This window comes from Ramlibacter albus, assembly GCF_014297445.1.
Taxonomy (GTDB): Bacteria; Pseudomonadota; Gammaproteobacteria; order Burkholderiales; family Burkholderiaceae_C; genus Ramlibacter; species Ramlibacter albus.
The window spans coordinates 717,698-742,680 of record NZ_JACORU010000001.1 but is presented as its reverse complement, the minus strand read 5'-3'; the positions used below and the strand labels follow the sequence as shown (position 1 = coordinate 742,680).

The following is a 24,983-nucleotide window of genomic DNA, read 5'->3' as shown; positions in this document are numbered from 1 at the left end:
TAATCGACAGTCTTGACGCGCGGTGGAGCAGCCTGGTAGCTCGTTGGGCTCATAACCCAAAGGTCGCAAGTTCAAATCTTGCCCGCGCAACCAAACTTCGACGCCCACCACCCGGTGGGCGTTTTTCATTGTGGCGTTGTCCGAGGACAACGAACATGCCCCCTGAATCCCTTCTAGGGGAAAACCATCCGATTCAGGCTCGCGTCAGGGATTGCCGTAAGCGTTACCGGCAGATACGATCCCACGGACATAAGACAACGTCGCCCGTTCTGCGTCCGACCATTGCGGGAAGTCCGCATCGGCGCGTGTTCTTCGTCCTAGAGGGGTATTTCGAGCATGGGGATCCAGGAAGCGAGCAAACCAGCCGCGCGTTGCAGTCACAGCGGCCGGCCATTCGCACACATACGGGCTGCGCTTGCGACCCTCGGGCTCTGCGCTGCCAGCTGGGTCGCTCTCGCACAAGCACCTGCCGCGCCCGCCGCCTCGGCGGCGCCCTCTGCAACACCTCCTGCTGCCGCGGCGGCTGCCGCAGCGCCGGCTTCCGCACCGAAGCCCGCGCAGGCTCCTGTGCCCCTTGCGGGCATTGGCTCCACGCTGGTCAAGGTCCCCGACGGCCGCATGCTTGCGCCGGACATCGCGCGCATCGTCAGCCGCGGTGAACTGATCGTCGCCATGCTCGGCGTCGACACGCCGCCGTTCTTCTACGAGAAGAACGGCGAGCTGGTCGGCGTGGAGGTCGACCTCGCCAAGGCGATCGCCAAGGAGCTGGGCGTCGCCGTCCGCTTCAACCGCAGCGCCAAGTCGTTCAACGCGGTGGTGGACATCGTCGCGCGCGGCGACGCCGACATCGCCCTGTCGAAGCTGTCGCGCACGCTGGCCCGCACGCAGATCATCAGCTTCACGCAGCCCTACCTCGTGATGAACCACGCGCTGATCCTCAACCGGGTCAAGTTCGCGCAGTTCGCCCGCGAGCGCGCGCTGCCCGAGGTCATCCGCGGCTTCACCGGCAGCGTCGGCGTGATCGCCAAGTCCTCCTTCTCGGACTACGCGCGCCGCAACTTCCCGAACGCCAAGATCGTGGAATACCCCGGCTGGCCCGACGTCCTCAAGGCCCTCGAGAAGGGCGAGGTGATCGGCGCCTACCGCGACGAGTTCGAAGTCAAGCGCATCCTGAAGGCCGACCCCACGGCCTCGCTGCACCTGCGCACCGTCACGTTCAAGGACCTCGAGGACACGCTGGGCATCGCGGTGGGCATCAACGACCACGTGCTGCTTGCCTTCCTCAACGAGTACCTGTCGCAACGGGTCGAAAAGCTGAACACCGCCAAGGTGCTGGCCGCGCTCGAGAAGTAACCCCCAGGGAGATTCCGCCATGGACGCAAAAAAGCTTTATTCCTTTGCCCTCAACCCCTGGGTCATCCTGGGCAGCCTGGCCCTCGGTTTCGCCATGGGCACCGTGGCCCCGCAGCAGGCCGTCAAGCTCGGCTTCCTGGGTGACATCTACGTCGACCTGCTCAAGATGATCACGCTGCCCTTCATGGTGTCGGCGGTCATCTTCAGCCTGCAGCGCCTGTTCCGCGAAGGCGGCACCGGCCAGCTGCTCGGGCGGCTTGCGGCGGTGTTCGTGGCTTTTTCGATCGCAGTGGCCGTCGTGGGTGCGGCGACCGCGCTCATCGTGCGGCCCGGCTCGAACCTGTCGAGCGAAACCATGGCCACGTTCGGCCAGATGGTCGGCAGCGACCTGAATTCCAGCGACACGGCCATGCAGCTGCAGGGTGCGGACGAAGTCAAGAAGTCCGTCTCGTTCACCGACGTGCTGCTCAGCCTCGTGCCCGCCAACATCTTCTCGGCGCTGGCCAGCGGCGACACCCTCAAGGCGCTGGTGTTCGCCATGCTGTTCGGCCTGGCGGTGGGGCACGTGCCATCCCGCATCTCGGACGGCCTCACTTACTCGCTGGAGACGATCTACCACTCGTGCCAGACCCTGGTGCGCTGGCTGAACTACCCGCTGCCGCTCGTGCTGTTCTGCATGAGCGCGGCGCAGCTGGGCAAGACGGGCATCCAGCCGCTGCAGGCGATGTTCCAGTTCGTGGTGGCGTTCTTCATCGCCTCGCTGATCATCCTGGTGGTGGCGGCCGTGATCATCTGGCGCCGCTCCAACAACTCGTTCGGGCAGACGCTCGACTCCCTGCGTGCCCCATTCGCGCTGGCCCTCGCCACGCGCAGCAGCGCCACCTGCATGCCGGTGATGATCGAGAGCCTGGCCGACAAGCTGGGCTTCGCCCGCTCGCGCGTCGAGCTGCTGGTGCCGCTGGCCACCTCGCTGCTGCGGGTGGGTCCGGTCGTCTACTACGTGACCGCGACGCTGTTCATCGCGCAGCTCTACGGGCGTGACCTCACCGCCGCGGACATCGCGCTCGTGATGGGTGCGTCGGTGCTCGCCGGTTTCGCATCGGCGGGCATGACGGGCCTGGTGACTGTGTCGCTGGTCGGCATGACCTGCGCCTACCTCGGCCTGCCGTTCGAGGCCGCGTTCATCCTGTTCCTGGCCGTGGACCCGATCTGCGACATGCTGCGCACGCTGGTCCTCGTGATCGGCAACACCGCGGCGGTCTCGCTCATCTGCCCCAGGCCCCTGAAGATCTAGGAGAAGGCCCATGTCGCGAATCGGTGTCTTCGGAGGGATGGGCCCGGCAGCGACAGTGGACTTCATGGACAAGCTGGTGACGCTGACACCGGCCAGGCGCGACCAGGACCACCTGCCGGTGGTGGTCGCGAGCTTGCCCCACGTGCACGACCGCTCGCGCTCGATCCTCGGCGTGGGCAAGGACCCGCTGCCGCAGCTGCTCGAAGGCATCGATTTCCTCAACGGGGCGGGCGTGGGCGTGATCGCCATCCCCTGCAACTCGTCGCACCACTGGTACGCCCAGATGAGCGAGCGCAGCAAGGTGCCGATCCTGCACATCGCCAAGGCCTGCGTCGCGGCCATCCCGAAGGAGGCGGCGGGAAAGGTCGCGGTGCTCGCGACGCGCGGCGCGCTGGCCTCCGGCTTCTACCAGGCCGCCCTCGACGAGCGCCGCATTCCCCATGGCGTGCCCGATGCGGCCACGCAGCCCTTCGTGGACGACTGCATCCGGCAGATCAAGGCGGGCGAGATGAAGGACGGCGGCGCGAGCCTGGGCAAGGCGCTGGCCGTAGTGAAGGAGCAGGGCGCGACCGCAGTGATCATGGGCTGCACGGAGATCCCGATCGCGGCGAAGTACACCGACACGCTGGGCCTGCACCTGATGGACAGCTCGCTGGAGCTGGCGCGCGCGGCCGTGAACTACGCGCTCGAGCGCAAGTGGCATCGGCCCGGCTGGGACGCATAGAAGAAAACCTGGCGCGGCTGGCGGGGATCGAACCCACGACCCTTGGCTTCGGAGGCCAATACTCTATCCACTGAGCTACAGCCGCATTGCTCGCGTTGCGAGCTGCGCATTATCGCCCATCGCCGCACCCTCAGGGTTGCCCCGCACCCGCTGGCTATAATCGAAGGTTGATTTGACTCCAGCCTACGCATTGCCCGAGGACGCCATGAGCGACACGACGCACGAAGAAGCCCACACCGGCCCGATCAAGACCCCCAGCCAGCTGCTCGCGACGGTGTTCTTCGCGTTCTTCGTGCCGGTGTTCATCATCATCGCGCTCGTGTCCTATGTCGTTTCCGACAGCAAGCCGGCCGGCAGCACCGACGTCGAGAAGTACGCACTGGGCGGCCTGACGGCCCAGGACATCGAGCGCGGCACCGCCGAGCGCATCCGCAAGGTCGGCGCGGTCGAGATCCGGGACGCCAACCGGCCGCTCAAGACCGGCGAGGAAGTGTTCAAGGCGCAGTGCACGGCGTGCCACACGTCCGGCGCCGCCGGTGCTCCGAAGCTGGGCGACGCCGCTTCGTGGGCCAACCGCATCAAGACCGGTTTCGACGCGCTCGTCGCTTCGGCGCTCAAGGGCAAGGGCGCGATGCCCGCGCAGGCCGGCGGCGACTTCGACGACATCGAGATCGCGCGCGGCGTCGCGTACATGGCCAACGCCGCCGGCGCCAAGTTCGCCGAGCCGCAGCGTCCTGCCGCTTCCGCCGCGGCCGCCCCTGCTGCCTCCGGTGCCCAGGCTGCTGCACCTGCGTCCGCTGCGGCGCCGGCTGCCACGGCCGTCGCTGCGGCCACGCCTGCACCCGCTGCCGCTCCTGCCCCTGCAGCCGCGCCTGCCACGGCTGCCGCCGGCGGCGGTGAGGCCCTCTACAAGCAGGCTTGCGTCGCCTGCCACGCGGCCGGCGTTGCCGGTGCGCCGAAATTCGGCGACAAGGCCGCCTGGGCGCCCCGCCTGGCGCAAGGCGTGCCCGCGCTCGTCCAGAGCGCCATCAAGGGCAAAGGCGCCATGCCGCCCAAGGGTGGCAGCACCGCTTCGGACGCCGAAGTGAAGGCGGCGGTCGAATACATGGCCGCCGCAGCCAAGTAAGCCAGGGAGCCCAAGGAAAGCCGGTCACGCGACCGGCTTTTTTCATGCCTGCGCGCGAACGCGCAATGCCGCAGGGCTGGTCACGAACCGGTAGCGCTCGGGTAGCTGCGCCGCAGCCACCTCGCGCGGCACCCACGCCCCTTGCTCGATCGCATCGGCCGCGGCTTCGACATCGAGCGTGTGCACGATGCCAAGGCCGATGTCGGTGTCGAGGTAAACGCGGCCGGCCTCGTCGACCAGGCACTCGCGCACGGTCTGCGGCGCGCGCCCGGTATGCGCCGTGACCTGACGCTCGCCACCGATGCGCCACACGAAAGGCGTGGCCTCCAGCTCCACGTACACGCGCTGCGGCCCGTTCTGGAAGAACCACTGGCCCGCATCGTCGCGCTCGTAGTTGCGGTGGATGAACTCGACGAGCTTCTCGTGCCGCAGCAGCGAACCCTTCGCAACGGGGAAGGGCCCTGCCGCCTGCGTGCGGTCGTCCCGCATGTACCAATTGCCGCGTGCGTCGAGGCCGAGCCAGCCATAGCAGTGCGGCACGTTGGGCCACTTGGCCATCGCTTGCCGAACGATGTCGTCCATGGCCCATTATCCGGCCGCGACAAATAAAAAGCGCCGCATGAAGCGGCGCCTTGGAGTGTTCATTTGCCCTGCCAGGCAATCGTTGGAGTTGTGGTTTGTCTCCTCGGTCCCTCGTCCCCTGGCGCCCTTTGGCGGGGCGTCATTGCGAGTCCGTGGACTCTACCGGCAAACCCCATGCACCAGCATCGGGAGTTTCCCGCGCTTCGCTAGCTCAACCGGTGCGCGCGATCCACTCGGCAGCCTTCTCGGCCATCATCAGGATGGGCGAGTTGGTGTTGCCGCTCGTGATGGTCGGCATGGCACCTCCGTCGACGACGCGCAGGCCCGCGATGTCGCGCACGCGAAGCTGCGAGTCCAGCACGGCCATCGGATCGTCGTCGCTGCCCATCTTCGTTGTCCCTACGGGGTGGAAGATGGTGGTGGCGATGTCGCCCGCGAGACGCGCGAGGTCCTCGTCGCTTTCGTACTGCGGCCCGGGCTTCCACTCCACCGGCTTGTATTTCGCCAGCGCCGGCTGCGCGGCGATGCGGCGCGTCACGCGCAGCGAGTCGGCCGCGACCTTGCGGTCCTCCTCGGTGCTCAGGTAGTTGGGCGCGATCGCCGGCGCATCCGCGAAGTTGGGCGTGCGGATGCGCACCCAGCCGCGGCTCGTGGGGTTGAGGTTGCACACGCTGGCCGTGAACGCGTTGAACGCGTGCAGCGGTTCGCCGAACGCGTCGAGCGACAGCGGCTGCACGTGGTACTCGATGTTCGGCCACGGCTGCTCGGCCGAGCTGCGCGTGAAGGCGCCCAGCTGCGAAGGCGCCATGCTCATGGGGCCGCTGCGCTTGAGCGCGTACTCGAGGCCGATCTTCATCTTGCCCCACCAAGAATAGGCCAGCGTGTTGAGCGTCGCCACGCCGTCGACCTTGTACACGGCGCGGATCTGCAGATGGTCCTGCAGGTTCTCGCCCACGCCCGGCAGGTCGTGCACGACCGGGATGCCCAGCTCCTGCAGCAGCGCTCCCGGGCCGATGCCCGACAGCTGCAGCAGTTGCGGCGAGCCGATGCTGCCGGCGCAGAGGATCACTTCTCTCGTCGCGGTGACGGTCGTCATCTCCTGCCCGGTCCACGCCTGCAGGCCGGTGCAGCGCTTGCTGCCGTCGGCCTGCACGTCGATCACGAGCTTCGCGACGTGCGCGCTCGTCCACATCTCGAAGTTCGGCCGGCCGTAGCAAGTGGGCCGCAGGAAGGCCTTGGCCGTGTTCCAGCGCCAGCCGTCCTTCTGGTTGACCTGGAAGTAGCCCACGCCCTCGTTGTTGCCGCGGTTGAAGTCCTCGCTGTGCGGGATGCCCGCTTCCTGCGCCGCGGCGGCGAACGCATCGAGGATGTCCCAGCGCAGGCGCTGGCGCTCCACGCGCCACTCGCCGCCGGCGCCGTGCATCGCATCGGCGCCCTTGTAATAGTCCTCGTGCCGCTTGAAGTAGGGCAGCACGTTGTCCCAGCGCCAGCCGGCGTCGCCGGTCACCTGCGCCCAGCCGTCGTAGTCACGCGCCTGGCCGCGCATGTAGATCATGCCGTTGATGCTGGAGCAGCCGCCCAGCGTCTTGCCGCGCGGGTAGCGCAGCTTGCGGCCGTTGAGGCCCGCGTCCGGCTCGGTGTAATAGAGCCAGTCGGTGCGCGCGTTGCCGATGCAATAGAGGTAGCCCACCGGGATGTGGATCCAGTGGTAGTCGTCGCGCCGCCCCGCTTCGATCAGCAGCACGCGCACGCTCGCGTCGCGCGTGAGGCGGTTGGCGAGCAGGCAGCCGGCCGTGCCGGCGCCGACGATGACGTAGTCGAAGGTTGTGTCGCTCACTTATTTTGCAGTGGGCATCACGAACTCGGCCCCTTTGCCGATGCTCTCCGGCCAGCGCTGCATGATCGACTTCTGCTTCGTGTAGAAGCGCACGCCCTCTTCGCCGTAGGCGTGCATGTCGCCGAACAGGCTCTTCTTCCAGCCGCCGAAGCCGTGCCAGGCCATCGGCACCGGGATCGGCACGTTCACGCCGACCATGCCCACCTGCACGCGCCGCGAGAACTCGCGCGCCGTGTTGCCGTCGCGCGTGAAGAGGGACACGCCGTTGCCGTACTCGTGGGAGTTGATCAGGTCCACCGCACCCGCGAGGTCCTTCACGCGAACGCAGCCGAGCACCGGGCCGAAGATCTCTTCCTTGTAGATCTTCATCTCGGGCGTGACGTTGTCGAACAGCGTGCCGCCGAGCCAGAAGCCGTTGTCGCAACCCGTGCCGGCCATCGCGCCCTTGAACTGGCGGCCGTCGACGACGAGCTTTGCGCCCTCGGTCGCACCTTGCGCGATGTAGCCGGCGATGCGCTCGTGCGCCACCTTGGTGACGATCGGGCCCATCTCGGCATCGAGCTCGGTGCCGTTCTTGATCTTCAGCTCCTGCGTGCGCTTCTGCAGCGCGGGCATGATGCGGTCGGCCGCATCGCCCACCAGCACGCCCAGCGAGATCGCCATGCAGCGCTCGCCGGCCGAGCCGAACGCCGAGCCGATGAGGGCATCGACGGCCTGGTCCATGTCCGCATCGGGCATCACCACCATGTGGTTCTTCGCGCCGCCCAGGGCCTGCACGCGCTTGCCGTGCTTCGCGCCGGTTTCGTAAATCTTCTGGGCAATGGCCGTGGAGCCCACGAAGGAGATCGCCTTGACGTCCGGATGCTCGAGCAGCGCATCCACGGCATCCTTGTCGCCCTGCACGACGTTGAACACGCCGTCGGGCAGGCCCGCTTCCTTGAGCAGGCGCGCCATCAGGATCGACGCGCTCGGGTCCAGCGGGCTGGGCTTCAGGACGAAGCAGTTCCCTGCCGCGATCGCCACCGGGTACATCCACATCGGCACCATGCACGGGAAGTTGAACGGCGTGATGCCGGCCACCACCCCCAGCGGCTGGCGCATCGTCCAGTTGTCGATGCCGGTGGAGACCTGGTCGGTGTACTGGCCCTTGAGCAGTTGCGGGATGCCGCAGGCGAATTCGACGATGTCGATGCCGCGGGTGACTTCACCCTGCGCGTCGGTGAACACCTTGCCGTGTTCGGCGGTGATCGTGCGCGCGAGTTCGTCGCGGTGCGTGTTGAGCAGTTCGAGGAACTTGAACATCACGCGCGCGCGGCGGATCGGCGGCGTGTCGGCCCACGCGGGGAAGGCAGCCTGCGCGGACTTCACCGCGGCGTCCACTTCGGCCGCGCTCGCCAGTGCCACGCGGCCGCTGACCGCGCCTGTCGCGGGGTTGAAGACGTCGGCGCGGCGGCCGCTCGTGCCGGGCACCACGCGGCCGGAGATCCAGTGTTCGATGGAGGAGAGGGCCGCCCCGGAGGCGGACTTGTCGGGAGCGTTCATGCGGGTCTTCCTTGGAGGAAGGCCAGTCTACCTCCAGCGGCGGCGCGCCCTATCCGGCGAAATCCGGGGCGCCGGCCGGTGCCACGGGCGGCGGCAGGCCGGGCGAGAAGATGAAGTCGGCGAACACCGCGCGCTCGATGCCCGTGAGCGTGTCGATGCTGCCGGTGGCGAGGTCACGCACGTAGATGTGATCGGCGTCGGCGCTGAAGGCGTAGCTGCCGACAGTGCCGGTGAAGTACGCGGTGTCGATGCCTGCACCGCCATCGAGCCAGTCGATGCCCTCCCCGCCGGCCAGCCAGTCGTCGCCCGCGCCGCCCAGCAGCCGGTCGTCGCCGCGGCCGCCGACCAGCGCGTTGTTCGCCGCATTGCCAACGAGCACGTCGTCGAACGAAGTGCCTGTTGCGTGCTCGATCGTGACGCCCTGCGCGATGGCCAGCGTGCGGTGGTAGGCGCCCGACACCATCGTGCCGTCCCGCTGCACCGCGGCCGCGTACACGACCGCGCCGATGTCGCTGCGCGTCCCGGCGCCGAGGTCCAGGTGCACGCCGGTGGCGACGCCGCGGGCGTCCAGCACGTCGGCGCCACCGGTGTCCCAGATCACATGGAAGCCGCGCTGCCAGGCGGGATCGGCGAGCCGGTAGGTTGTGTCGCCCTGCGCGTGCTGCGCAGCGCCGTAGAGCGCCTGCAAGGCCTGGACATCGAGCGGCATCGGCTCGACCGGGTAGCGCGAAAGGGTGCCGTCGCCCTCGCCTGGCAGCACCGAGTAGCTCAGGACCGTGTTGGGGATGACGTTGTCCGCGGCGGCCAGTTGCCGGGTGCCTTCGAACGGGTGCTTCAGGCCGAGCGCGTGCAGCGTCTCGTGCAGCACGAGGTCGGCGCGGTAGAAGTCCCAGTCGCTCGTCGCGAGGGTGCTGCCGATCCACACGTCCCCGGCCTGCGCGGCGGCGGAGGGGAAGAAAGCGTAGCCGGCGAAGCCCATGTCGAGCGGCCGGCTCGAGTACGCGTAGCGCAGCGTGCTGCCTTGCGGGCCGGCGTCGGCGACTTCGACGAAGCGGACGGCGGCCACGGCCTCGATCGTGTCCAGCACGGCGCGCACCGTCGCGCGGTCGGCAGCGGCCATCGCGGACGCCGTGGCCGCGAAGGCATCGCTCGCAAGGAAACTCGCGCCGGCGCCGGCAAACGAATAAGTGAGGACCATGCGGCCGTCGGCGTCGCGCGCGGTGCCCCATACGTGGCCTTCAACGAGCGCGGCGAAGTCGCTTGCCTGCAGCGTACGAAGGTCCACGGTTGTCGACGACGGTGCGGGCGGCGCGGGAACGGCAGGCACATCGCCGCCCGACGCCGCCGGCCCCTCCAGGCCCGGCGCGTGCAGTGCGTCCGCGTCCACCTCGATCCAGCCCACTGCCTGCTCCAACGGCGACTACTTCTTGCCGTCGGTCAACTCTAGGCAGGACTCGTCAAAACTTCATCCGCAATTTTGGTGATCGAGTGCGCAATCGCACGTCGCTTGAACTTGCGTGTTAGCTCGCAAGTTCCGCAATCGCGCGCGGCACGCGCACCGGCATGGCGAGCAGGATCTGCCCCGTGCCCTTGCCGAGCGGGTCGTTGCGCAGCGACGCCATGCCGCCGCCATCGAGCGCGCGCGTGCAAAGGAAGTTGAAAGCATCAATCCCCGGAACGTCGTAGCGTGTGACCTCGCCTTCGACCAGGTGCGACAGCCATTCCTTCACGCGCTCGGGTGTCAGTTGTGCGCGCAGCAGCGGCAGCCATTCGGGCCGGCGCGCGATGACGCCGATGTTGGAGTTGTTGCCCTTGTCGCCGCTGCGCGCCCAGGCGAGGCGTACCAAGGGCACCTCGATGGTGTCCTCTTGCGGTGCGCAGCCGCCACCGGTGTCGGGCCGCGGCGGTGAAGGTACTTCTTCCTGGCCGGAAGGCACCGCCACTTCCGTGCGTGCCCCACCCGCAAGCACGGTGGGCTGCAGGCGCTCCTTGCGAAGCAGGAAAGCGTACTGCTTGATCGCCGGTCCGGGCGAGGGCCGCCCATCGCCCGAGCCGGTGGTGCCCGGCGACCATGACGTGCCCGCCGGCGCGATCTCGCGCGCGAACAGCTCCAGCGCCGCCTTGTCCTTGTGCATCACGGCGATGCGCAGCACGGCCTCGCGCACGTCGCGCGTGCGCGCATGCGAGCCGAAGTAATTCTCCTCGGAACCCATCACCTCGATGCGCGTGCGGGTGTAGTCGTCCAGCCCCTGGGCCGCGAAAAGCTCGCGCGTGCGCTCGAGGATCGCTTCGCCCGTGCGGCGTGCCTTGCGCGCCGCGTCGAAACCGATGATGGTGAGCTGCCCGTTGCAGCGGAAGCCGTCGGCGTACGTCGCGCTCACCTTGTAATGCGGCCCCGGCGCGAGCCCGCGCGCGCCGCTCACGTGCACGCGATCGGGCCCTTGCTGCACCATGCGCACCTGCGTGAAGTCACAGGTGACGTCGGGCAGCAGGTACCGCCGCGGGTCGCCGATCTCGTAGAGCATCTGCTCGGCGACGACCGCGGTGTCGACGAGGCCGCCCGTGCCCGGCGGCTTGGTGACGACGAAGCTGCCGTCCTCCGAGCACTCGGCCACCGGGTAGCCGATGTGCGCCCAGTCCGGCACGCGCTCCCAGTCGGTGTGCAGGCCGCCCGTGGCCTGGCAGCCGCACTCGAGGATGTGGCCGGCGAGGCTGCCCTGCGCGAGGCGGTCGTAGTCCTCGGCGGACCAACCGAATTCGTGCATCAGCGCGCCGAGCGTCACGGCGCTGTCGACGCAGCGCCCGGTGACGATCACCTGCGCGCCGGCCTGCAGCGCCGCGCGGATCGGCAACGCGCCGAGGTACGCGTTCGCCGTGAGCACGCGCGCGGGCAGTGGCGCGCCGCTTTGCAACTCCGCCACGCCCTCGTCGCGCAACTGCGGCAGCAGCGGCATCACGTCGTCGCCCGTGACCACCGCCACCTTCACGTCGACGCCCAGCTCCGCGGCCAGCGCGGCAATCGCCTTCGCGCAAGCCTCCGGGTTCACGCCGCCCGCATTGCTGATGACGCGGATGCCCTTGGCCACGACGTCGCGCAGCACCGCGCGCATCGTGACCGTGACGAAGTCGGTGGCGTAGCCCAGCTCCGGGTTCTTCGCCCGCGCCGCAGCGAGGATCGACATCGTGAGTTCGGCCAGGTAGTCGAACACCAGGTAGTCGACATTGCCCTTGGCCACCAGTTGCGGCGCGCCGACGCTGCTGTCGCCCCAGAAGCCCGACGCCCCGCCGATCCGAACGGTCATGCCCATGCTCACTGCCCCTTCCACTGCGGCTTGCGTTTCTCCTGGAATGCCTTCTGCCCTTCCTTCGCGTCCTCGGTCAGCGTGAAGAGCGAGATCTGGCTCTCGGTGAACGCCATCGACTCCTCGAAGGGCATCGATTCGATCCGCTTCAACGTGTACAGCCCGCGCCGGATGCCGGCGGGCGACTTGTCCAGCAGGCGGGCGAGCAGCCATTCGAGCCGGCCGTCGAGGTCCGCATCCACGTGGTTCACCAGGCCGATCTCCAGCGCCTGCGCGGCATCCACCGGTTCGCCCGTGAGGCACAGCTCGGCGAGCTTGCGGCGCGGCAGCAGGTGTTGCAGCGCCGAGAGCACCTGCGCGGGAAACAGGCCCACCTTCACCTCGGGCAGCCCGAAGACGGCATGCGGCGCGGCCACTGCCATGTCGCACATCGCCAGCAGGCCCATGCCCCCCGCCATGCAGGCGCCATTGACGCGCGCGACGAGCGGCACGTTGCTGGCCCGCGCCGCGCGCAGCAGCTTGCCCATGCGGCCATAGGGCTCGGAGTAGTCGGTGGAAAAAGTCTTGCCGGACTGCAGGTCGGCCCCCGCGCAGAAGGCCTTGTCGCCCGCGCCGGTGACGACGATCGCGCGCACGTCCCGGTCCGACTGGGCGCCCTCGATCGCGGCTGTCATCCCCGCCAGCACGTCAGGGCTCAGGGCGTTGCGGCGCTCCTCGCGGTTGACGGTGAGCCACAGAACGTGCCCGCGCCGCTGCACCAGCACGTCATTCGAATGAAGGGTATCGCTCATGAAGCGCCTTATACAGCCCCACCGGCGCCAGCGCAGCCGTTAGGATGACAGGCTGACCATGGTGGACGCCACGCCCCGCATCGACTCGACCGCGCCGGACGCCGTACGCCTGCTCGGGGAATGGACCGCCGGGCAGTTCGGCCGCCGCCGCGTCGTGCGCCGCCTGCTGTCGGCGCTGCCGGCCCCGGGCCCCGGACGGCTGTGGGACCTGCGGGAGGCCCGCCAGCTGGATCACGTCGGCGCCCAGCTGCTGTGGGACCACTGGCAGCGCCGCTGGCCGGAGCGCCTGGAGCTGCTGCCCTCGCAGCGGACCATCCTGGACAGGGTGGCGCAGTACACCGTGGACCCGCCGGGTCGCCGCCGGGCGGGCCTGCGCGACCTCTACCTCGCCTTCGGCGCGCGGCTGCTGCGGTTCGGCGGCCACGTGCATGGCTTCGTCCGGCTGATCGGGCAGCTCACGCTCAACATCATCCGGCTGTGGCGGGCGCCGCACGAAGGGCCGTGGCGCGACCTCTCCGGCCACCTGTACCGCATCGGCGCGACGGCGCTGCCGATCACGGCGCTGGTGGGTTTCCTGATCGGGATCGTGCTGGCTTACCTCACGTCGCAGCAGCTGCGGCAGTTCGGGGCCGACGCGTACATCGTGAACATCCTGGGCATCGCGCTCGTGCGCGAGCTCGGCCCGATGCTGGCCGCCATCCTGATCGCCGGCCGCTCCGGCTCCGCGATCACCGCGCAGATCGGCGTGATGCGCGTGACGGACGAACTCGACGCCATGCGCGTGATGGGCATCTCGCACAGCTTCCGCCTCGTGATGCCGCGCGCGATCGCGCTGGCCATCGCCATGCCGCTGATCAGCGCGTGGACGACCGTCAGCGGCCTCATCGGCGGCATGATCGCGGCCGACCTGTCGCTGGGCATCACGCCGCTGTTCTTCCTCAAGGCGCTACCCGACGCCGTGAACGTGCAGAACCTCGTGCTGGCCACCGTCAAGTCGGTGTTCTTCGGCATCCTCATCGCGATGATCGGCTGCCACTTCGGCCTGCGCGTGAAGCCGAACACGCAGAGCCTGGGCGAGGGCACGACGGCGTCGGTCGTGACGGCGATCACGGTCGTGATCCTGGTCGATGCGCTGTTCGCAGTGCTCTTCAGCAACGTCGGGATATGAGCGAAGAGGACGTCGCCGTCAGCCAACTGCCCGAGGCCGACCAGCCGATGGTGGAAATCCGCAAGCTCTGGTCCGTGTTCGAGACGGCGGAGCGGCGCGTGGTCATCCACCGCGACCTCGACCTGACGGTCAAGCGCGGCGAGATCCTCTCCATCGTCGGCGGCTCGGGCACCGGCAAGACGGTGCTGCTGCGGCAGATCCTGGGGCTGGAGAGGCCCGCGCAGGGGGAGATCCGCCTGCTCGGCCAGCCGCTGGAAAAGCTCTCCAGCAAGGGCGCGGCCAGCCGCATCGGCATGCTGTTCCAGCACGGGGCGCTGTTCTCGGCCTTCAGCGTGCTGGAGAACATCGCCTTCCCGCTGCGCGAGCTCAAGACGTTGCCCACCGCGCTGGTGCGCGAAGCGGCGATGGTGAAGCTTCAGATGGTCGGCCTGAAGGCGACCGACGCCGACAAGATGCCGGCCGAGCTGTCGGGCGGCATGATCAAGCGGGCGGCCCTGGCACGGGCGCTCATCATGGACCCGCCCCTGCTCCTGCTGGACGAGCCCACGGCGGGGCTGGACCCCGACAGCTCGGACGCCTTCGTGCGGCTGCTGCGCTCGCTGCACCGCGACCTGGAGCTGACGGTGGTGATGGTGACGCACGACCTCGACACGCTGTTCGAGCTGTCCACGCGCATCGCGGTGCTGGCCGAGCAGCGGGTGATCGTCGCCGGCCCACCCAAGGAGGTGATCGGCGTGCCGCACCCGTTCATCCAGGACTTCTTCCTCGGCGAGCGGGGGCAGCGGGCGATGGAACTGCTGCGCGAATACCCGTTCGCCATTTAGAAAAGAAAGGGTACAAGAGGCCATGGAAAACAAAGCCCATGCAATGGCCGCCGGCATCTTCGTGGTGCTGATGACGTTCCTGCTGCTCGCGCTCGCGTCCTGGCTGACGCGGGAGACGGGCGTGCGCGACACGTACGAGATCTCCACGAAGGAAAGCGTCACCGGCCTGCAGGAGCAGGCGCCGGTGCGCTACCGCGGCGTGGACGTCGGCAAGGTGTCGAGGATCGGTTTCGACCCGAAGCAGCAGGGCAATGTGCTGATCCGGCTGCAGGTCGAGCGCGAGGCCCCCATGACGAAAGGCACCTTCGCCACGCTCAGCTTCCAGGGCGTGACCGGTCTGGCGTTCGTGCAGCTCGACGACAACGGCCAGCAGCCGACGCGCCTGCAACCCGACGAGGCGAATCCGCCGCGCATCCCGCTGCGGCCGGGCCTGCTGGCCAAGCTGGAAGAAAAGGGCGAGGTGATCGTCGACCGCGTGAGCGAGGTCGCCGAGCGGGTCAACCGCCTGCTGAACGACGAGAACCAGAAGAAGCTGACCCTGGCGCTGGGCAACCTCGGGCAAGCGGCCGACAGCGCGAACCAGCTCGCGTCGCGCCTCGACGCCACGGTTCAAAAGCGCCTCGACCCCGCGCTGGCCGAAGCCGTGCCGGCGATGAAGTCCGTGCAGCGCAGCGCCGACGAGATCGGCCGCACGGCCGCGGACTTCGGCGCCACCGCGCGCCGCCTGAACCAGAAGGACGGGCCGATCGACCGGCTCGCCGAAGGCACGCAGGCGCTGTCGCATGCCGCCGACTCGTTCAACTCGGCCACGTTGCCGCGCCTGAACCGCGTGACCGAGGACGCCGGCCGCGCGGTCCGGCAGCTCGGGCGCACGGCCAGCAGCATCAGCGACAACCCGCAGTCCCTCATCTTCGGCACCGGCAAGACCGAGCCGGGGCCCGGCGAGCCCGGGTTCGCGACGCCCGGGGGTGCGCGATGAAGGGCCGGCCCTGGCTCGCCGTGGTGGCCGCAGTGCTGCTGGCCGGGTGCAGCGCGCTGCCGGACAAGCCCGTGCGCCCCACGCTCTACGACTTCGGCCCGCTCACCGGCGAGCCGACGCAGGTGACGCCGACGCTGCCCGCGCTCGTGCTCGGCGACGTGGACGCCGCCGGCTCGCTCGAGGGCACGTCGATGATGTACCGCCTCGGCTACGCCGATGCGACGCAGTTGCGCCCCTACGCCTTCGCGCGCTGGAGCGCGCAGCCGGCGCTGCTGGTGCGCCAGCGGCTGCGCGAGATCCTCGGCCGCGAGCGGCTGGTGCTCGACGGGCCCGACGCCGCGGCACTGGCGCGCAGCGGCAGCCGCGCGCCGCTCGTGCTGCGCGTGGAGCTGGAGGAGTTCTCGCACTACTTCGAAAGCGCCGAGCGCAGCACGGGCCTGCTGCGGCTGCGCTGTACGCTGCTGGAGAACACGCCGGGCGGCGAGCGCCTGCTCGGGCAGCGCAGCTTCAACCTGCAGCGGCCCGCGCCCACGCCCGACGCGCCCGGCGGCGTGCGTGCCCTTGCGGCCGCGACCGAGGCCGCCGCCGGCGAGATCGCGCGCTGGATCGGCACGCAGGGCCGCTGAGCGCCGCCATGGCAGCCGCGCCAGTCCAGGAACAGCTGCAGGCCGCCGGGCTGGAGGTGTCGGGCCAGTGCGAGCGCCTGTCGCAGTGTCCGGGCCTGATGCAGAACGCGGCGCTGCTGCACGACTTCTCGCCGGCGGAGGCGGACATCCTGGGCGCCTCCATGCTGCACGTGAAGGCGCAGCCGGGGCAGGTGCTCATCGCCGAGGGCGACACGAGCGACTGGCTGATGCTGCTGCTGCGCGGGACCGTGGATGTGGGCAAGCAGAAGATCGGCACCGAAACCGACGCGCACGAGCCGGGCGACATCACGCGCATCGCCGTGCTGCGCGAAGGCGCGACGCTGGGCGAGATGTCGATGCTCGACGGCGAGCCGCGCTATGCCAGCTGCCGCGCGATCACCGAAGTGGAGGCAGGCGTGCTCAGCCGCGGTGCCTTGGCCAGCCTGATCCAGCGGCATCCCGCGATCGGCGCGAAGCTGCTCGTGAAGCTCACGCAGGTGCTGGCACAGCGCCTGCGCAACACGAGCAACCAGCTGGTGAAGGTGCTGAGAACGCGCTAGCGCAGCGCGGGGAAGAGCTTGTGCAGGCCGTCGGCCATCACCTCGACCGCCAGCGCCGCGAGGATCAGGCCCATGAGCCGCGTCATCACGTTGATGCCCGTCTTGCCGAGGAAGCGCGCGATGGGCTCCGCCAGCGTGAAGCAGACCGCGGTCGCCAGGCCGATCACAACGCCGTAGCCGACCAGCGTCGCCATCTGCAGCACCGTCTGCGCGCGTTCGGCGTAGATCACCACGGTGGAGATCGTTGCCGGGCCGGTGAGGAGGGGGATCGTCAGCGGCACCACGGCGATGCTCGCGCCCATCGCGGCCTTCTCCGCGCCGTCCTGCAGTTCCTTGGTGTTCGGTTTCGCTTCGGCCGGCTGCGCGTTGAGCATGTTGAGCGCGCTGGTCAGCAGCAGCATGCCGCCGCCGACCTGGAAGCTCGCGAGCGAGATGCCGAAGAACTCCAGTACACGGATGCCCAGCAGCGCGCTCGCGGCGATCACCACGAACGCCGAGAACGAGGCAACGCCCACGGTGCGGCGCCGCTGCGCGCGCGTGAAGTCCTGCGTGTAGTGGATGAAGAACGGGACGATGGCGAGCGGGTTGACGATCGCCAGCAGGGTGAGGAGCGGCTTGAAATCCATCAGGCGCCGCTGCGCTCGGCGTTCAGCCGCTCGATCTCCTCGGCGGTGGCGGGCTCGCGGCGGCGGAACATGCCCCAGCCCTCCATGTGCAGCACCTTGTCGCCGTTCTGGTTGAACATCTCCCACGACGAGCGCACGAGGCCGATGTCGGGCCGCCGGCGCATGCCGCGCGACTCGATCGTGGTGTGCTTGAGCGTGAGCGTGTCGCCGGGGTACACCGGCTTGAGCCAGCGCAGCGACTCCAGGCCGGGCGAGCCCATGCTGGACGACTCGTTGAGGAAATTGGTGACCGTCAGGCGCATCGCCAGCGCGCAGGTCTGCCACCCGCTCGCGCACAGGTTGCCGTAGATCGAGCGGCGGCCGGCGAGCTCGTCGAGATGGAAGGGCTGCGGGTCGTACTGCTCGGCGAACTCCTTGATTTCCTCCGCGCTCACGCTCAACGAGCCCAGCTCGCGCACGCTGCCCGGCACGAGGTCTTCCCAGTAGTAGTGGATGGTCATCAGCGGCCCCCGGAGACTTCCACGAGCGACATCGTGGTGTAGCTGGCCTGCGGCGACAGCAGCCAGAGGATGGCCTGCGCCACTTCCTCGGCCGAGCCGCCGCGCTGCATCGGCACGTGGTGCTTCAGTTTCTCGACGCGGTCCGGGATGCCGCCGGAGGCGTGGATGTCGGTTTCGATCAGGCCGGGGCGCACGGCGTTGACACGGATGCCTTCCGCGGCCACTTCCTTTGCCAGCCCGAGCGTGAAGGCGTCGATGGCGCCCTTGGCCGCCGCGTAGTCCACGTACTGGCCCGGCGAGCCCAGGCGGGAGGCCGCGCTCGAAACGTTGACGATGGCGCCGCCGGGGCCGCCGTGCCGCGTGCTCATCCGCCGCACGGCCTCGCGCGCGCACAGGATGCTGCCGATCACGTTGATGTCGAACATTCGTTTGAGCCGCGCCGCGCTCATCTCGTCGACGCGCTGGGTGATGTCCACGACGCCGGCGTTGTTGACGAGCGCGGTGAGCCGGCCCAGCCGCTTGTCCACCTGCTCGAACATCGCCAGGATGTCCGCCTCGCTGGCGACGTCGGCGCGCACGGCGAAGGCGCGGCTGCCCGCCGCCTCGATGTCGCGCACCACCTGGGCGGCGGCCGCTTCGTTGCTGGTGTAGTTCACCGCCACGGCATAACCGTGTTTCGCCGCCAGGCGCGCGGTTGCCGCGCCGATGCCGCGGCTTGCGCCGGTGACGAGCATGACCTGTTGCACTGCAGTACCTCCGGGTTGCGCCGCTGCGCGGCACGCCGCATTATTCGCCTTTTGCAGTCCCGACGAATCAAGGAGAACATTCATGGGCGAATTCATCCAGCTCAAGGCCGCCGACGGCCAGTCCATTCCCGCCTACGTGGCCAAGCCGGCGGGCAAGCCGCGCGGCGGCATCGTGGTGCTGCAGGAGATCTTCGGGGTCAACTCGCATATCCGCTCGGTGGCCGACGGCTACGCGGCCGACGGCTACCTCGCCGTCGCGCCGTCCACATTCCACCGCGTCAAACCGGACGTGGACCTCGGCTACTCGCAGGAAGACATGCAGGCCGGCTTCGCGCTCAAGACGGCCGTGGAGGCGCTGCCCGCGCCGGGCGTGATGCAGGACATCCAGGCGGCGATCGACCACGCCGCGCAGGCCGGCAAGGTGGGCATCGTCGGCTACTGCTGGGGTGGCCTGCTCACGTGGCGCGCCGCTTGCCTGGCCAACGGCCTGTCGGCGGCGGCGCCCTACTACGGCGGCGGCGTGACCACGCCGGACGAAGTGGCGCGCAAGCCCAAGGTCCCGGTGCTCGCGCACTTCGGCGACCAGGACCACTGGATCCCGCTGGACAGCGTGGAGGCGTTCAAGCAAAAGCACCCGGAGGTGGAGGTGCACGTGTACAACGCCAACCACGGCTTCAACTGCGACCAGCGCGCGTCGTACAACGCGGAGGCGGCCAAGCTCGCCCGCGAGCGCACGCTGGCGTTCTTCCGCAAGCACGTGGGATGAGGCGCGCGCTCGGCGCGGCCCTGCTCGCCTTCCCGCTGTTTGCCGCGGCGGCCGACTACGCGGGGCCGATCTTCGACGCCCACCTGCACTACAACGAAGAGGCGTGGAACGGCAGCGCCGGGCCGCACCCGGTGCCGGATGTCGTGGCGCGCATGAAGCGCAACGGCGTGCACGCGATCGTCGCCAACTCGCGGCCGAACGACGGCACGAAGAACCTCGCCTCGGCCGCGGAGGTGAAGCAGGCGGGCATCACCGTCGTGCCGTTCGTGCGCCTGTACCGCAACCGCGCCGACTACGACAACTGGTTCCGCGACGAGACCATCCACCAGATGGTGCTCACGGAGCTGTCGCGCGGCACCGCGTCGGGCGCGTTCCGCGGGCTGGGCGAGTTCCACCTGTACGACAGCGCCAATGCCGACGGGCCGGTCGCCCGCAAGCTGATGGCGCTGGCGGAGGAGAAGGACCTCGTGGTCCTCGCGCACGTGGACGACGTCGCCATCGACAAGCTGATGGCGCACACCGCGTCGAAGGGCCAGAAGGCGCGCGTGATCTGGGCGCACACGGGCATCGGCGGCGTGCCCGTGGCGCGCGTGGACCAGCTCTTCGCGCGCTACCCGTTGCTGATGGGCGAGCTCTCGTACCGCCCGGGGCTCACGTGCGAAGGCGGCAAGCTGTGCCCCGAATGGCGCCAGCTGCTCACGAAGTATGCGACGCGGTTCCTGCTCGGCTCGGACACCTGGGTGAACCAGCGCTGGCAGTACTACGACGACACCATGAAGGGCTACCGCGTGTGGCTCGGCGACCTGCCCGCGGACATGGCGCGGCGCATCGCCTGGGACAACGGCGCCAACCTCTTCGGACTCAAGACACCCTGATGCCCACCCTTTACTACTACCCCAGCACGGCGGCGATGATCCCGCACATCGTGCTGGAGGAAATCGGCGCGCCCTACGAGCGCGTGCTCGTCGACCGTACGAAGGACGCGCACAAGAGCGCCGACTACCTGCGCATGAACCCCAACGGGCTGCTGCCCGTGTGGCGTGACGGCGAGCTCGTGCTGTACGAGACCGCGGCGATCGTGCTGCACCTGTGCGACACGAACCCGAAGGCGCAACTCGCGCCGGCGCTGGGCACTGCGCAACGCGCGCACTTCTACAAATGGCTGGCGTGGCTCACGAACACCCTGCAGGCCACGCTGATCGTCTACTTCTACCCGGACCGCTGGGTGAAGGAGGGCGATGCTGCGGCGGCTGCGGAAGTGAAGCTGCAGGCGCAGCGCAAGGTGCTCGCGCAGCTGCGGCAGCTGGACGATGAACTGGCACGCACCGGCGGGCCGTGGTTCGCGGGGGAGCGGTACAGCGCTCTCGACGCCTACGTGTTCACACTGTGCCGCTGGACGCGCAATTTCGATACGGGCAAGGCTCGCGACTTCCCGAACCTGGGCCCCTACCTGCAGCGGATGCTGGAGCGGCCGGCGGTGAAGCGCGTCTTCGACATCGAGGCACTCAAGCCGCCTTACGTGTGATGTTTCGCCGGCGGCTGCCCGCTGGCCGCCCGGTACGCATCCTCGATCTGCCTGGCCAGCGTCTCCGGGCGCGTCGCCTGTTCCAGCGCGCGGATTTCGGGGTCGTCACCGGGCGATGCACCCACGTGCTTCGCTATGCGCTCGAGCAACTGCAGCATCTTCGTGTTTTCCTGCTCGGCGAGCAGGTTGATCTGCAAATCGAGCTGGTTGCGCCGCTCGCTCACGCGCATCTCGTAGTTCTGCGCGATCAGGATGAAGGACGAGAGGAAGATCGCTTCCAGCGACACGCACAGCGTGAGGAATGTGAAGGGATACGGGTCGAAGTGGAAGGTGCCCGGCACCGCGTTCCACGCGATCCAGGCCGCGAAGAGCGCCGCGTGGATCCAGACGAAGGTGATGCTGCCGCAGAAGGTGGCGACGAACTCCGCCATCCGGTCCGCGAACCCGCGCTTGGCCTTGGCCAGCTCCTCGAGCCGGCGCATGGCCTCGATGTTCTGGCGCGTGAGCTCCTCGGCGTCGCGCGGCGTGCGGTAGTTCTGGAAACGGTGGTGGCTCATGGCGTGGGTCTCCCTGGCGCGAGGTGGCGCAGCAGCGTGAGCGCGTCGCCGGTGGCGGCGCCGGACGCCGTATTGTCGAAGATGCACCACATGCGCTGTCCGTCATCGGCGGCGCGCCGGATACGGGCCGCAAGCGTTCCCAGCCACGCGGGGTCGTACGCGGAGTAATACACACGCGGCGAGCCGTGGAGGCGCACGTAGACGACGCCCGGCCAGCCGCCGGGTGCTCGCCCGGGCTCGTGCCGCACGGGGTCGGCGAGCACGCGTGCCACACGGAGGGAGGCGAGCATCGCATCCGCGTGGGGCTCGAACCAGCTTGCGTGGCGCGGTTCGAGCGCGACGTCGCCTTCGTAGCGCGCGCGAAGCATTGCAAAGAACCGGCTCGCAACATCCGAGTCGTACGCTAGGCTCGGCGGGAGCTGCACCAGGAGGCAGGCCAGCTTGTCGCCCAGCAGGCGGGCCTCCACGAGGAACGCGTCGAGCAGGTGCTCGCAATCCGCCAACCGACGCTCGTGCGTGATCGCCTTGGGCAGCTTCACCGAGAAGCTGAAACCGGCGGGCACGGAATCCGCCCACCGCCGCCACACCCATTCCTTGTGGCTGCGGTGGAAGGAGCTGTTGATCTCGGTCGCATCGAAGCGGCTCGCATACCGCTGCAGGTGGCTCTCGCCGGGCGCGAATTCGTGCTGGAACTCGCGCGGCAGGCTCCAGCCGGCGCAGCCCACGTGGATGGCGCCGGGCTGCATCGTCCTGGCTTTCAGCGGCCGCTGCGCGCGAGGTAGCGCTTGCGCCAGAACACGACGCCGAGAACGACCGCGATGAACAGCATGCTGCCGAGCGTCCACCAGAAACCGGTGTCGCGGTGGATCAGCGGCAGGAACTGGAAGTTCATGCCGAAGATGCCGGCGATGAGGTTCAGCGGCAGGAAGATGGCGGTGAGCGCCGTCAGCGTGCGCATGATCTCGTTGGTGCGGTTGCCCAGTGCGGAGAAGTGGATCTGCACCGCCGTCTCGGCGCTTTGCTCCATGCGGCGCACGTGGTGCAGCACGCGCTGGATGTGGTCCACCACGTCGCGGGCGCGGGCGATCAGGACGTCGCGGTCGGCCTGCGGCATCCACGTCGCCGGCTGCTCCTGCTGGCTGTCCAGCCATTCCTGCACGGCATCGTGCTGCTCGTCGCACAGGTCTTCCAGCGTATGCAGCGAGTTGCGCGCGGAGAGCAACGCGCCCCAGTCGGCCGTGTGCGAGTGCGGCGCGAGCAGCTGCTGCTGCCAGAGGTCGAGGCCCGAGTTGAGGTCGCGGCGCATGTCGAGGTAGCTGTCCACCATCAGGTTCAGCATGCGCAGCATCAGGTCGGCCGCACCCGTGGGCAGTCGGCTGCGTGCGGCGACGTTGACGCCCGCACTTTGCACGGCGTCGCCGACATAGCGGTCGACGAATTCGCGGGCGGCGTAGCAGTCCGAAGGATGGACCGAGATCAGCAGCCGGTCGAAGACGACGAAGCCCACGGCCCGTGTGCGCAGGCGATTGAAGATGGCGAGCGGTTGCGGCTGCGCGTCGGGCATCGCACCGAGCTCCGCACGCGTCTCGGGCTCGGTCGCCAGGCGGCGGAAGATGACGAGGTCGTAGACCGAGGTGTAGTCGTAGCGCGAAGGGTGCGAGCGGTTCGCGAGGTCCTTCACGTGCAGGTCCAGCAGCTGCGAGCCGCCGAGCACCTGCGCCGCGTGCTGCAGGGTGGACAGGTGCGCGTCGAGGGCGTCTCGCTCCAGGTAGATCCAGACGAAGCCCGAGGCGGGCGGGTGCTGCGGGACCGTGTCCAGGAAGCGCAGCGTGCCGCCCGAGAATTCGACGATGCGCATCAGGACTTCAGCTTGCGAGCGGCGTCGAGAGCGAAGTACGTCAACACACCGTCGGCGCCGGCACGCTTGAAGGCCAGCAGCGACTCCATCATCACCGCATCATGGTCCAGCCAGCCGTTCTGCGCGGCGGCCTTGAGCATCGCGTACTCGCCCGAGACCTGGTACGCGAAGGTGGGCACGCGGAACTCGTCCTTCACGCGCCGCACGACATCGAGGTACGGCATGCCGGGCTTGACCATCACCATGTCCGCGCCCTCGGCGATGTCCAGCGCCACTTCGCGCAGCGCCTCGTCGGTGTTGCCGGGGTCCATCTGGTAGACCTTCTTGTTGCTCTTGCCCAGGTTCGCGGCGGAGCCGACCGCGTCGCGGAACGGGCCGTAGAAAGCGCTCGCGTACTTGGCGCTGTACGCCATGATGCGCGTGTGGATCAGCCGGTCCTTCTCGAGCGCCTGGCGGATGGCGCCGATGCGGCCATCCATCATGTCCGAGGGGGCAACGATGTCGACACCCGCCGCGGCCTGCACGAGCGCCTGCTTGACCAGCACTTCCACGGTCTCGTCATTGAGGATGTAGCCCGTGTCGTCCAGCAGGCCGTCCTGGCCGTGGCTGGTGAACGGGTCGAGCGCCACGTCCGTCATCACGCCGAGTTGCGGGAAGCGCTCTTTCAGTGCGCTCACCACGCGCGGAACGAGCCCCTTCTCGTTGAACGCCTCACGGCCGTCGGGTGTCTTCAGCTGCGGGTCGATCACCGGGAAGAGTGCCATCACCGGGACGCCCAGCGCGACGCATTCCTCCGCCACGCCGAACAGCAGGTCGAGGCTGACGCGCTCCACGCCCGGCATCGACGGCACGGCCTCGCGGCGCTTCTGGCCGTCGAGCACGAACACCGGGTAGATCAGGTCGTGCGGCGTGACCGCGTGCTCGCGCACGAGGTTGCGGGTGAAGTCGTCGCGGCGCAGGCGCCGGGGGCGTCCGTTCGGATAGGTGGCGTAGGCGGTCATACGAAAATTGTGCCCCACTGCCGCGGCGCGCACTTGCGCTGGATCAGGTGCATCACTTGCATGACTTGTCTCCCATGGCCCGCCCGCCGACCGTCCGGGGGCGGCTGGCTCATGCTTGAAACCGACCGCACGGTCTGTTAAATTTCGCGCGGGCGGCTTGCCGCTCCCCGCTTTTCCTCCCTGAGCGGGTGCCTTAATGTGTGACAGCAAAAAGGCTTCGAACCCCGGCTGATGGCCGGGGTTTTTTTTGAGTCGCCGTAGACTGTCGCCCCATGCTCTGGGTCAAGGCATTCCACATCGTTTTCGTCGCCAGCTGGTTCGCCGGCCTGTTCTACCTGCCGCGCATCTTCGTCAACCTGGCGATGGTGGAGCCGGGCTCCACGGCCGAGTACCAGCGGCTGCTGCTCATGTCGCGCAAATTGCTTCGGTTCACCACGCTGCTGGCCGTGCCCGCACTCGCGCTGGGCCTCTGGCTGTGGCTGGGCATCGGCATCGGCGAGGGCAGCGGCTGGATGCACGCGAAAGTGGCGCTGGTGGTGCTGATCGTCGGCTATCACCACGCGTGCGCCGTGCTGCTGCGCAAGTTCGAGGCGAACGCGAACCAGCGCAGCCACCGCTGGTACCGGTGGTTCAACGAGATCCCGATCGTCCTGCTCGTCGTCGTCGTCATCCTCGTCGTCCTCAAGCCGTTCTAAG

Annotated in this window: 26 protein-coding genes and 2 tRNA genes; 14 read left to right on the top strand and 14 right to left on the bottom strand. The window is 68.8% G+C overall.

Translation table 11 applies throughout. From position 1 onward, the window contains the following. Positions 1–16 precede the first annotated feature (16 nt). The 4 genes from H8R02_RS03475 (at position 17) to cuyB (ending at position 3,371) form a co-directional block, all read left to right on the top strand. Positions 17–93: transfer RNA gene (locus H8R02_RS03475), tRNA-Met, on the top strand. Positions 94–567: 474 nt separating this feature from the next. Beyond that, complete coding sequence (locus tag H8R02_RS03470) at positions 568–1,353, top strand: ABC transporter substrate-binding protein (protein ID WP_354004861.1); 786 nt, start codon at positions 568–570, stop codon at positions 1,351–1,353. Positions 1,354–1,372: 19 nt separating this feature from the next. Beyond that, entirely contained in the window at positions 1,373–2,647 is a 1,275-nt protein-coding gene (locus tag H8R02_RS03465; protein ID WP_187079937.1) for a dicarboxylate/amino acid:cation symporter, read from the top strand. Positions 2,648–2,657: 10 nt separating this feature from the next. After that, the gene (cuyB, locus tag H8R02_RS03460; protein ID WP_187079936.1) at positions 2,658–3,371 is read left to right on the top strand and encodes a cysteate racemase; all 714 of its coding nucleotides are present in this window, start codon (positions 2,658–2,660) and stop codon (positions 3,369–3,371) included. Positions 3,372–3,380: 9 nt separating this feature from the next. Here cuyB and H8R02_RS03455 read toward each other — a convergent pair. Beyond that, a tRNA-Arg gene (locus H8R02_RS03455) sits at positions 3,381–3,456 on the bottom strand. Positions 3,457–3,576: 120 nt separating this feature from the next. Between H8R02_RS03455 and H8R02_RS03450 the strand changes: the two genes are divergently transcribed. Further along, positions 3,577–4,497: a c-type cytochrome gene (locus H8R02_RS03450; protein ID WP_187080587.1), complete on the top strand. Its 921-nt coding sequence runs from the start codon at positions 3,577–3,579 to the stop codon at positions 4,495–4,497. Between the two features lie 42 nt (positions 4,498–4,539). Here the strand turns inward: H8R02_RS03450 and H8R02_RS03445 are convergent, their stop codons facing one another. The 6 genes from H8R02_RS03445 to H8R02_RS03420 all read right to left on the bottom strand — a co-directional run bounded on the left by H8R02_RS03445 (position 4,540) and on the right by H8R02_RS03420 (position 12,551). Further along, complete coding sequence (locus tag H8R02_RS03445; RefSeq protein ID WP_187079935.1) at positions 4,540–5,079, bottom strand: DUF2946 family protein; 540 nt, start codon at positions 5,077–5,079, stop codon at positions 4,540–4,542. Positions 5,080–5,290: 211 nt separating this feature from the next. Next, a complete protein-coding gene (locus H8R02_RS03440) occupies positions 5,291–6,916 on the bottom strand; it encodes a GMC family oxidoreductase (protein ID WP_187079934.1) in 1,626 nt (541 codons plus the stop codon). Beyond that, on the bottom strand, positions 6,917–8,458 hold the full coding sequence (locus H8R02_RS03435; RefSeq protein WP_187079933.1) for a CoA-acylating methylmalonate-semialdehyde dehydrogenase: 1,542 nt from the start codon (positions 8,456–8,458) through the stop codon (positions 6,917–6,919). 49 nt (positions 8,459–8,507) lie between these two features. Continuing rightward, on the bottom strand, positions 8,508–9,872 hold the full coding sequence (locus H8R02_RS03430) for a M10 family metallopeptidase (RefSeq protein ID WP_187079932.1): 1,365 nt from the start codon (positions 9,870–9,872) through the stop codon (positions 8,508–8,510). Positions 9,873–9,978: 106 nt separating this feature from the next. Further along, a complete protein-coding gene (locus tag H8R02_RS03425) occupies positions 9,979–11,766 on the bottom strand; it encodes an acyclic terpene utilization AtuA family protein (RefSeq protein WP_187079931.1) in 1,788 nt (595 codons plus the stop codon). Positions 11,767–11,768: 2 nt separating this feature from the next. Beyond that, entirely contained in the window at positions 11,769–12,551 is a 783-nt protein-coding gene (locus H8R02_RS03420) for an enoyl-CoA hydratase/isomerase family protein (protein ID WP_187079930.1), read from the bottom strand. Positions 12,552–12,609: 58 nt separating this feature from the next. On the opposite strand from H8R02_RS03420, the gene H8R02_RS03415 reads away from it, so the two are divergent. From H8R02_RS03415 to H8R02_RS03395, 5 genes are read left to right on the top strand one after another with little or no spacing between them, the layout of a single operon-like run. Beyond that, the gene (locus H8R02_RS03415) at positions 12,610–13,719 is read left to right on the top strand and encodes an MlaE family ABC transporter permease (RefSeq protein WP_187079929.1); all 1,110 of its coding nucleotides are present in this window, start codon (positions 12,610–12,612) and stop codon (positions 13,717–13,719) included. Next, entirely contained in the window at positions 13,716–14,543 is an 828-nt protein-coding gene (locus tag H8R02_RS03410; protein WP_187079928.1) for an ABC transporter ATP-binding protein, read from the top strand. Before H8R02_RS03415 ends, H8R02_RS03410 begins: the two co-directional genes overlap by 4 nt. Positions 14,544–14,565: 22 nt before the next feature. Continuing rightward, a complete protein-coding gene (locus H8R02_RS03405) occupies positions 14,566–15,522 on the top strand; it encodes an MlaD family protein (RefSeq protein ID WP_187079927.1) in 957 nt (318 codons plus the stop codon). Continuing rightward, complete coding sequence (locus tag H8R02_RS03400; RefSeq protein ID WP_187079926.1) at positions 15,519–16,148, top strand: ABC-type transport auxiliary lipoprotein family protein; 630 nt, start codon at positions 15,519–15,521, stop codon at positions 16,146–16,148. Before H8R02_RS03405 ends, H8R02_RS03400 begins: the two co-directional genes overlap by 4 nt. A gap of 8 nt (positions 16,149–16,156) precedes the next feature. Next, complete coding sequence (locus H8R02_RS03395) at positions 16,157–16,708, top strand: Crp/Fnr family transcriptional regulator (RefSeq protein WP_187079925.1); 552 nt, start codon at positions 16,157–16,159, stop codon at positions 16,706–16,708. Here the strand turns inward: H8R02_RS03395 and H8R02_RS03390 are convergent. Genes H8R02_RS03390 through H8R02_RS03380 form a run of 3 tightly spaced genes read right to left on the bottom strand, consistent with a single transcriptional unit; the run spans position 16,705 to position 18,580 of the window. Continuing rightward, positions 16,705–17,334 (bottom strand): MarC family protein, encoded by a 630-nt coding sequence (locus H8R02_RS03390; protein ID WP_187079924.1) that lies wholly within the window; start codon positions 17,332–17,334, stop codon positions 16,705–16,707. The genes H8R02_RS03395 and H8R02_RS03390 overlap by 4 nt on opposite strands. After that, positions 17,334–17,834, bottom strand: a complete 501-nt coding sequence (locus H8R02_RS03385) for a MaoC family dehydratase (RefSeq protein WP_187079923.1) — start codon at positions 17,832–17,834, stop codon at positions 17,334–17,336. The genes H8R02_RS03390 and H8R02_RS03385 overlap by 1 nt, the downstream gene beginning before the upstream one ends. Next, positions 17,834–18,580, bottom strand: coding sequence for an SDR family oxidoreductase (locus H8R02_RS03380; protein ID WP_187079922.1), 747 nt, complete (start codon positions 18,578–18,580; stop codon positions 17,834–17,836). The genes H8R02_RS03385 and H8R02_RS03380 overlap by 1 nt, the downstream gene beginning before the upstream one ends. 82 nt (positions 18,581–18,662) lie before the next feature. On the opposite strand from H8R02_RS03380, the gene H8R02_RS03375 reads away from it, so the two are divergent. The 3 genes from H8R02_RS03375 to H8R02_RS03365 are packed head-to-tail and all read left to right on the top strand — an operon-like array spanning position 18,663 to position 20,871. Further along, positions 18,663–19,346: a dienelactone hydrolase family protein gene (locus H8R02_RS03375; protein ID WP_187079921.1), complete on the top strand. Its 684-nt coding sequence runs from the start codon at positions 18,663–18,665 to the stop codon at positions 19,344–19,346. Next, positions 19,343–20,221, top strand: a complete 879-nt coding sequence (locus H8R02_RS03370; RefSeq protein ID WP_187079920.1) for an amidohydrolase family protein — start codon at positions 19,343–19,345, stop codon at positions 20,219–20,221. Before H8R02_RS03375 ends, H8R02_RS03370 begins: the two co-directional genes overlap by 4 nt. Next, on the top strand, positions 20,221–20,871 hold the full coding sequence (locus H8R02_RS03365; protein ID WP_187079919.1) for a glutathione S-transferase family protein: 651 nt from the start codon (positions 20,221–20,223) through the stop codon (positions 20,869–20,871). The genes H8R02_RS03370 and H8R02_RS03365 overlap by 1 nt, the downstream gene beginning before the upstream one ends. Here H8R02_RS03365 and H8R02_RS03360 read toward each other — a convergent pair. From H8R02_RS03360 to hemB, 4 genes are read right to left on the bottom strand one after another with little or no spacing between them, the layout of a single operon-like run. Then, entirely contained in the window at positions 20,862–21,428 is a 567-nt protein-coding gene (locus tag H8R02_RS03360) for a DUF1003 domain-containing protein (protein WP_187079918.1), read from the bottom strand. The two genes, H8R02_RS03365 and H8R02_RS03360, sit on opposite strands and share 10 nt — an antisense overlap. After that, on the bottom strand, positions 21,425–22,174 hold the full coding sequence (locus tag H8R02_RS03355) for a DUF72 domain-containing protein (RefSeq protein ID WP_187079917.1): 750 nt from the start codon (positions 22,172–22,174) through the stop codon (positions 21,425–21,427). Before H8R02_RS03355 ends, H8R02_RS03360 begins: the two co-directional genes overlap by 4 nt. 11 nt (positions 22,175–22,185) lie before the next feature. Continuing rightward, positions 22,186–23,286: a magnesium transporter CorA family protein gene (locus H8R02_RS03350; protein WP_187079916.1), complete on the bottom strand. Its 1,101-nt coding sequence runs from the start codon at positions 23,284–23,286 to the stop codon at positions 22,186–22,188. Beyond that, entirely contained in the window at positions 23,286–24,287 is a 1,002-nt protein-coding gene (gene hemB / locus H8R02_RS03345; RefSeq protein ID WP_187079915.1) for a porphobilinogen synthase, read from the bottom strand. Before hemB ends, H8R02_RS03350 begins: the two co-directional genes overlap by 1 nt. 272 nt (positions 24,288–24,559) lie before the next feature. Between hemB and H8R02_RS03340 the strand changes: the two genes are divergently transcribed. Further along, entirely contained in the window at positions 24,560–24,982 is a 423-nt protein-coding gene (locus H8R02_RS03340) for a CopD family protein (protein ID WP_187079914.1), read from the top strand. Position 24,983 lies beyond the last annotated feature (1 nt).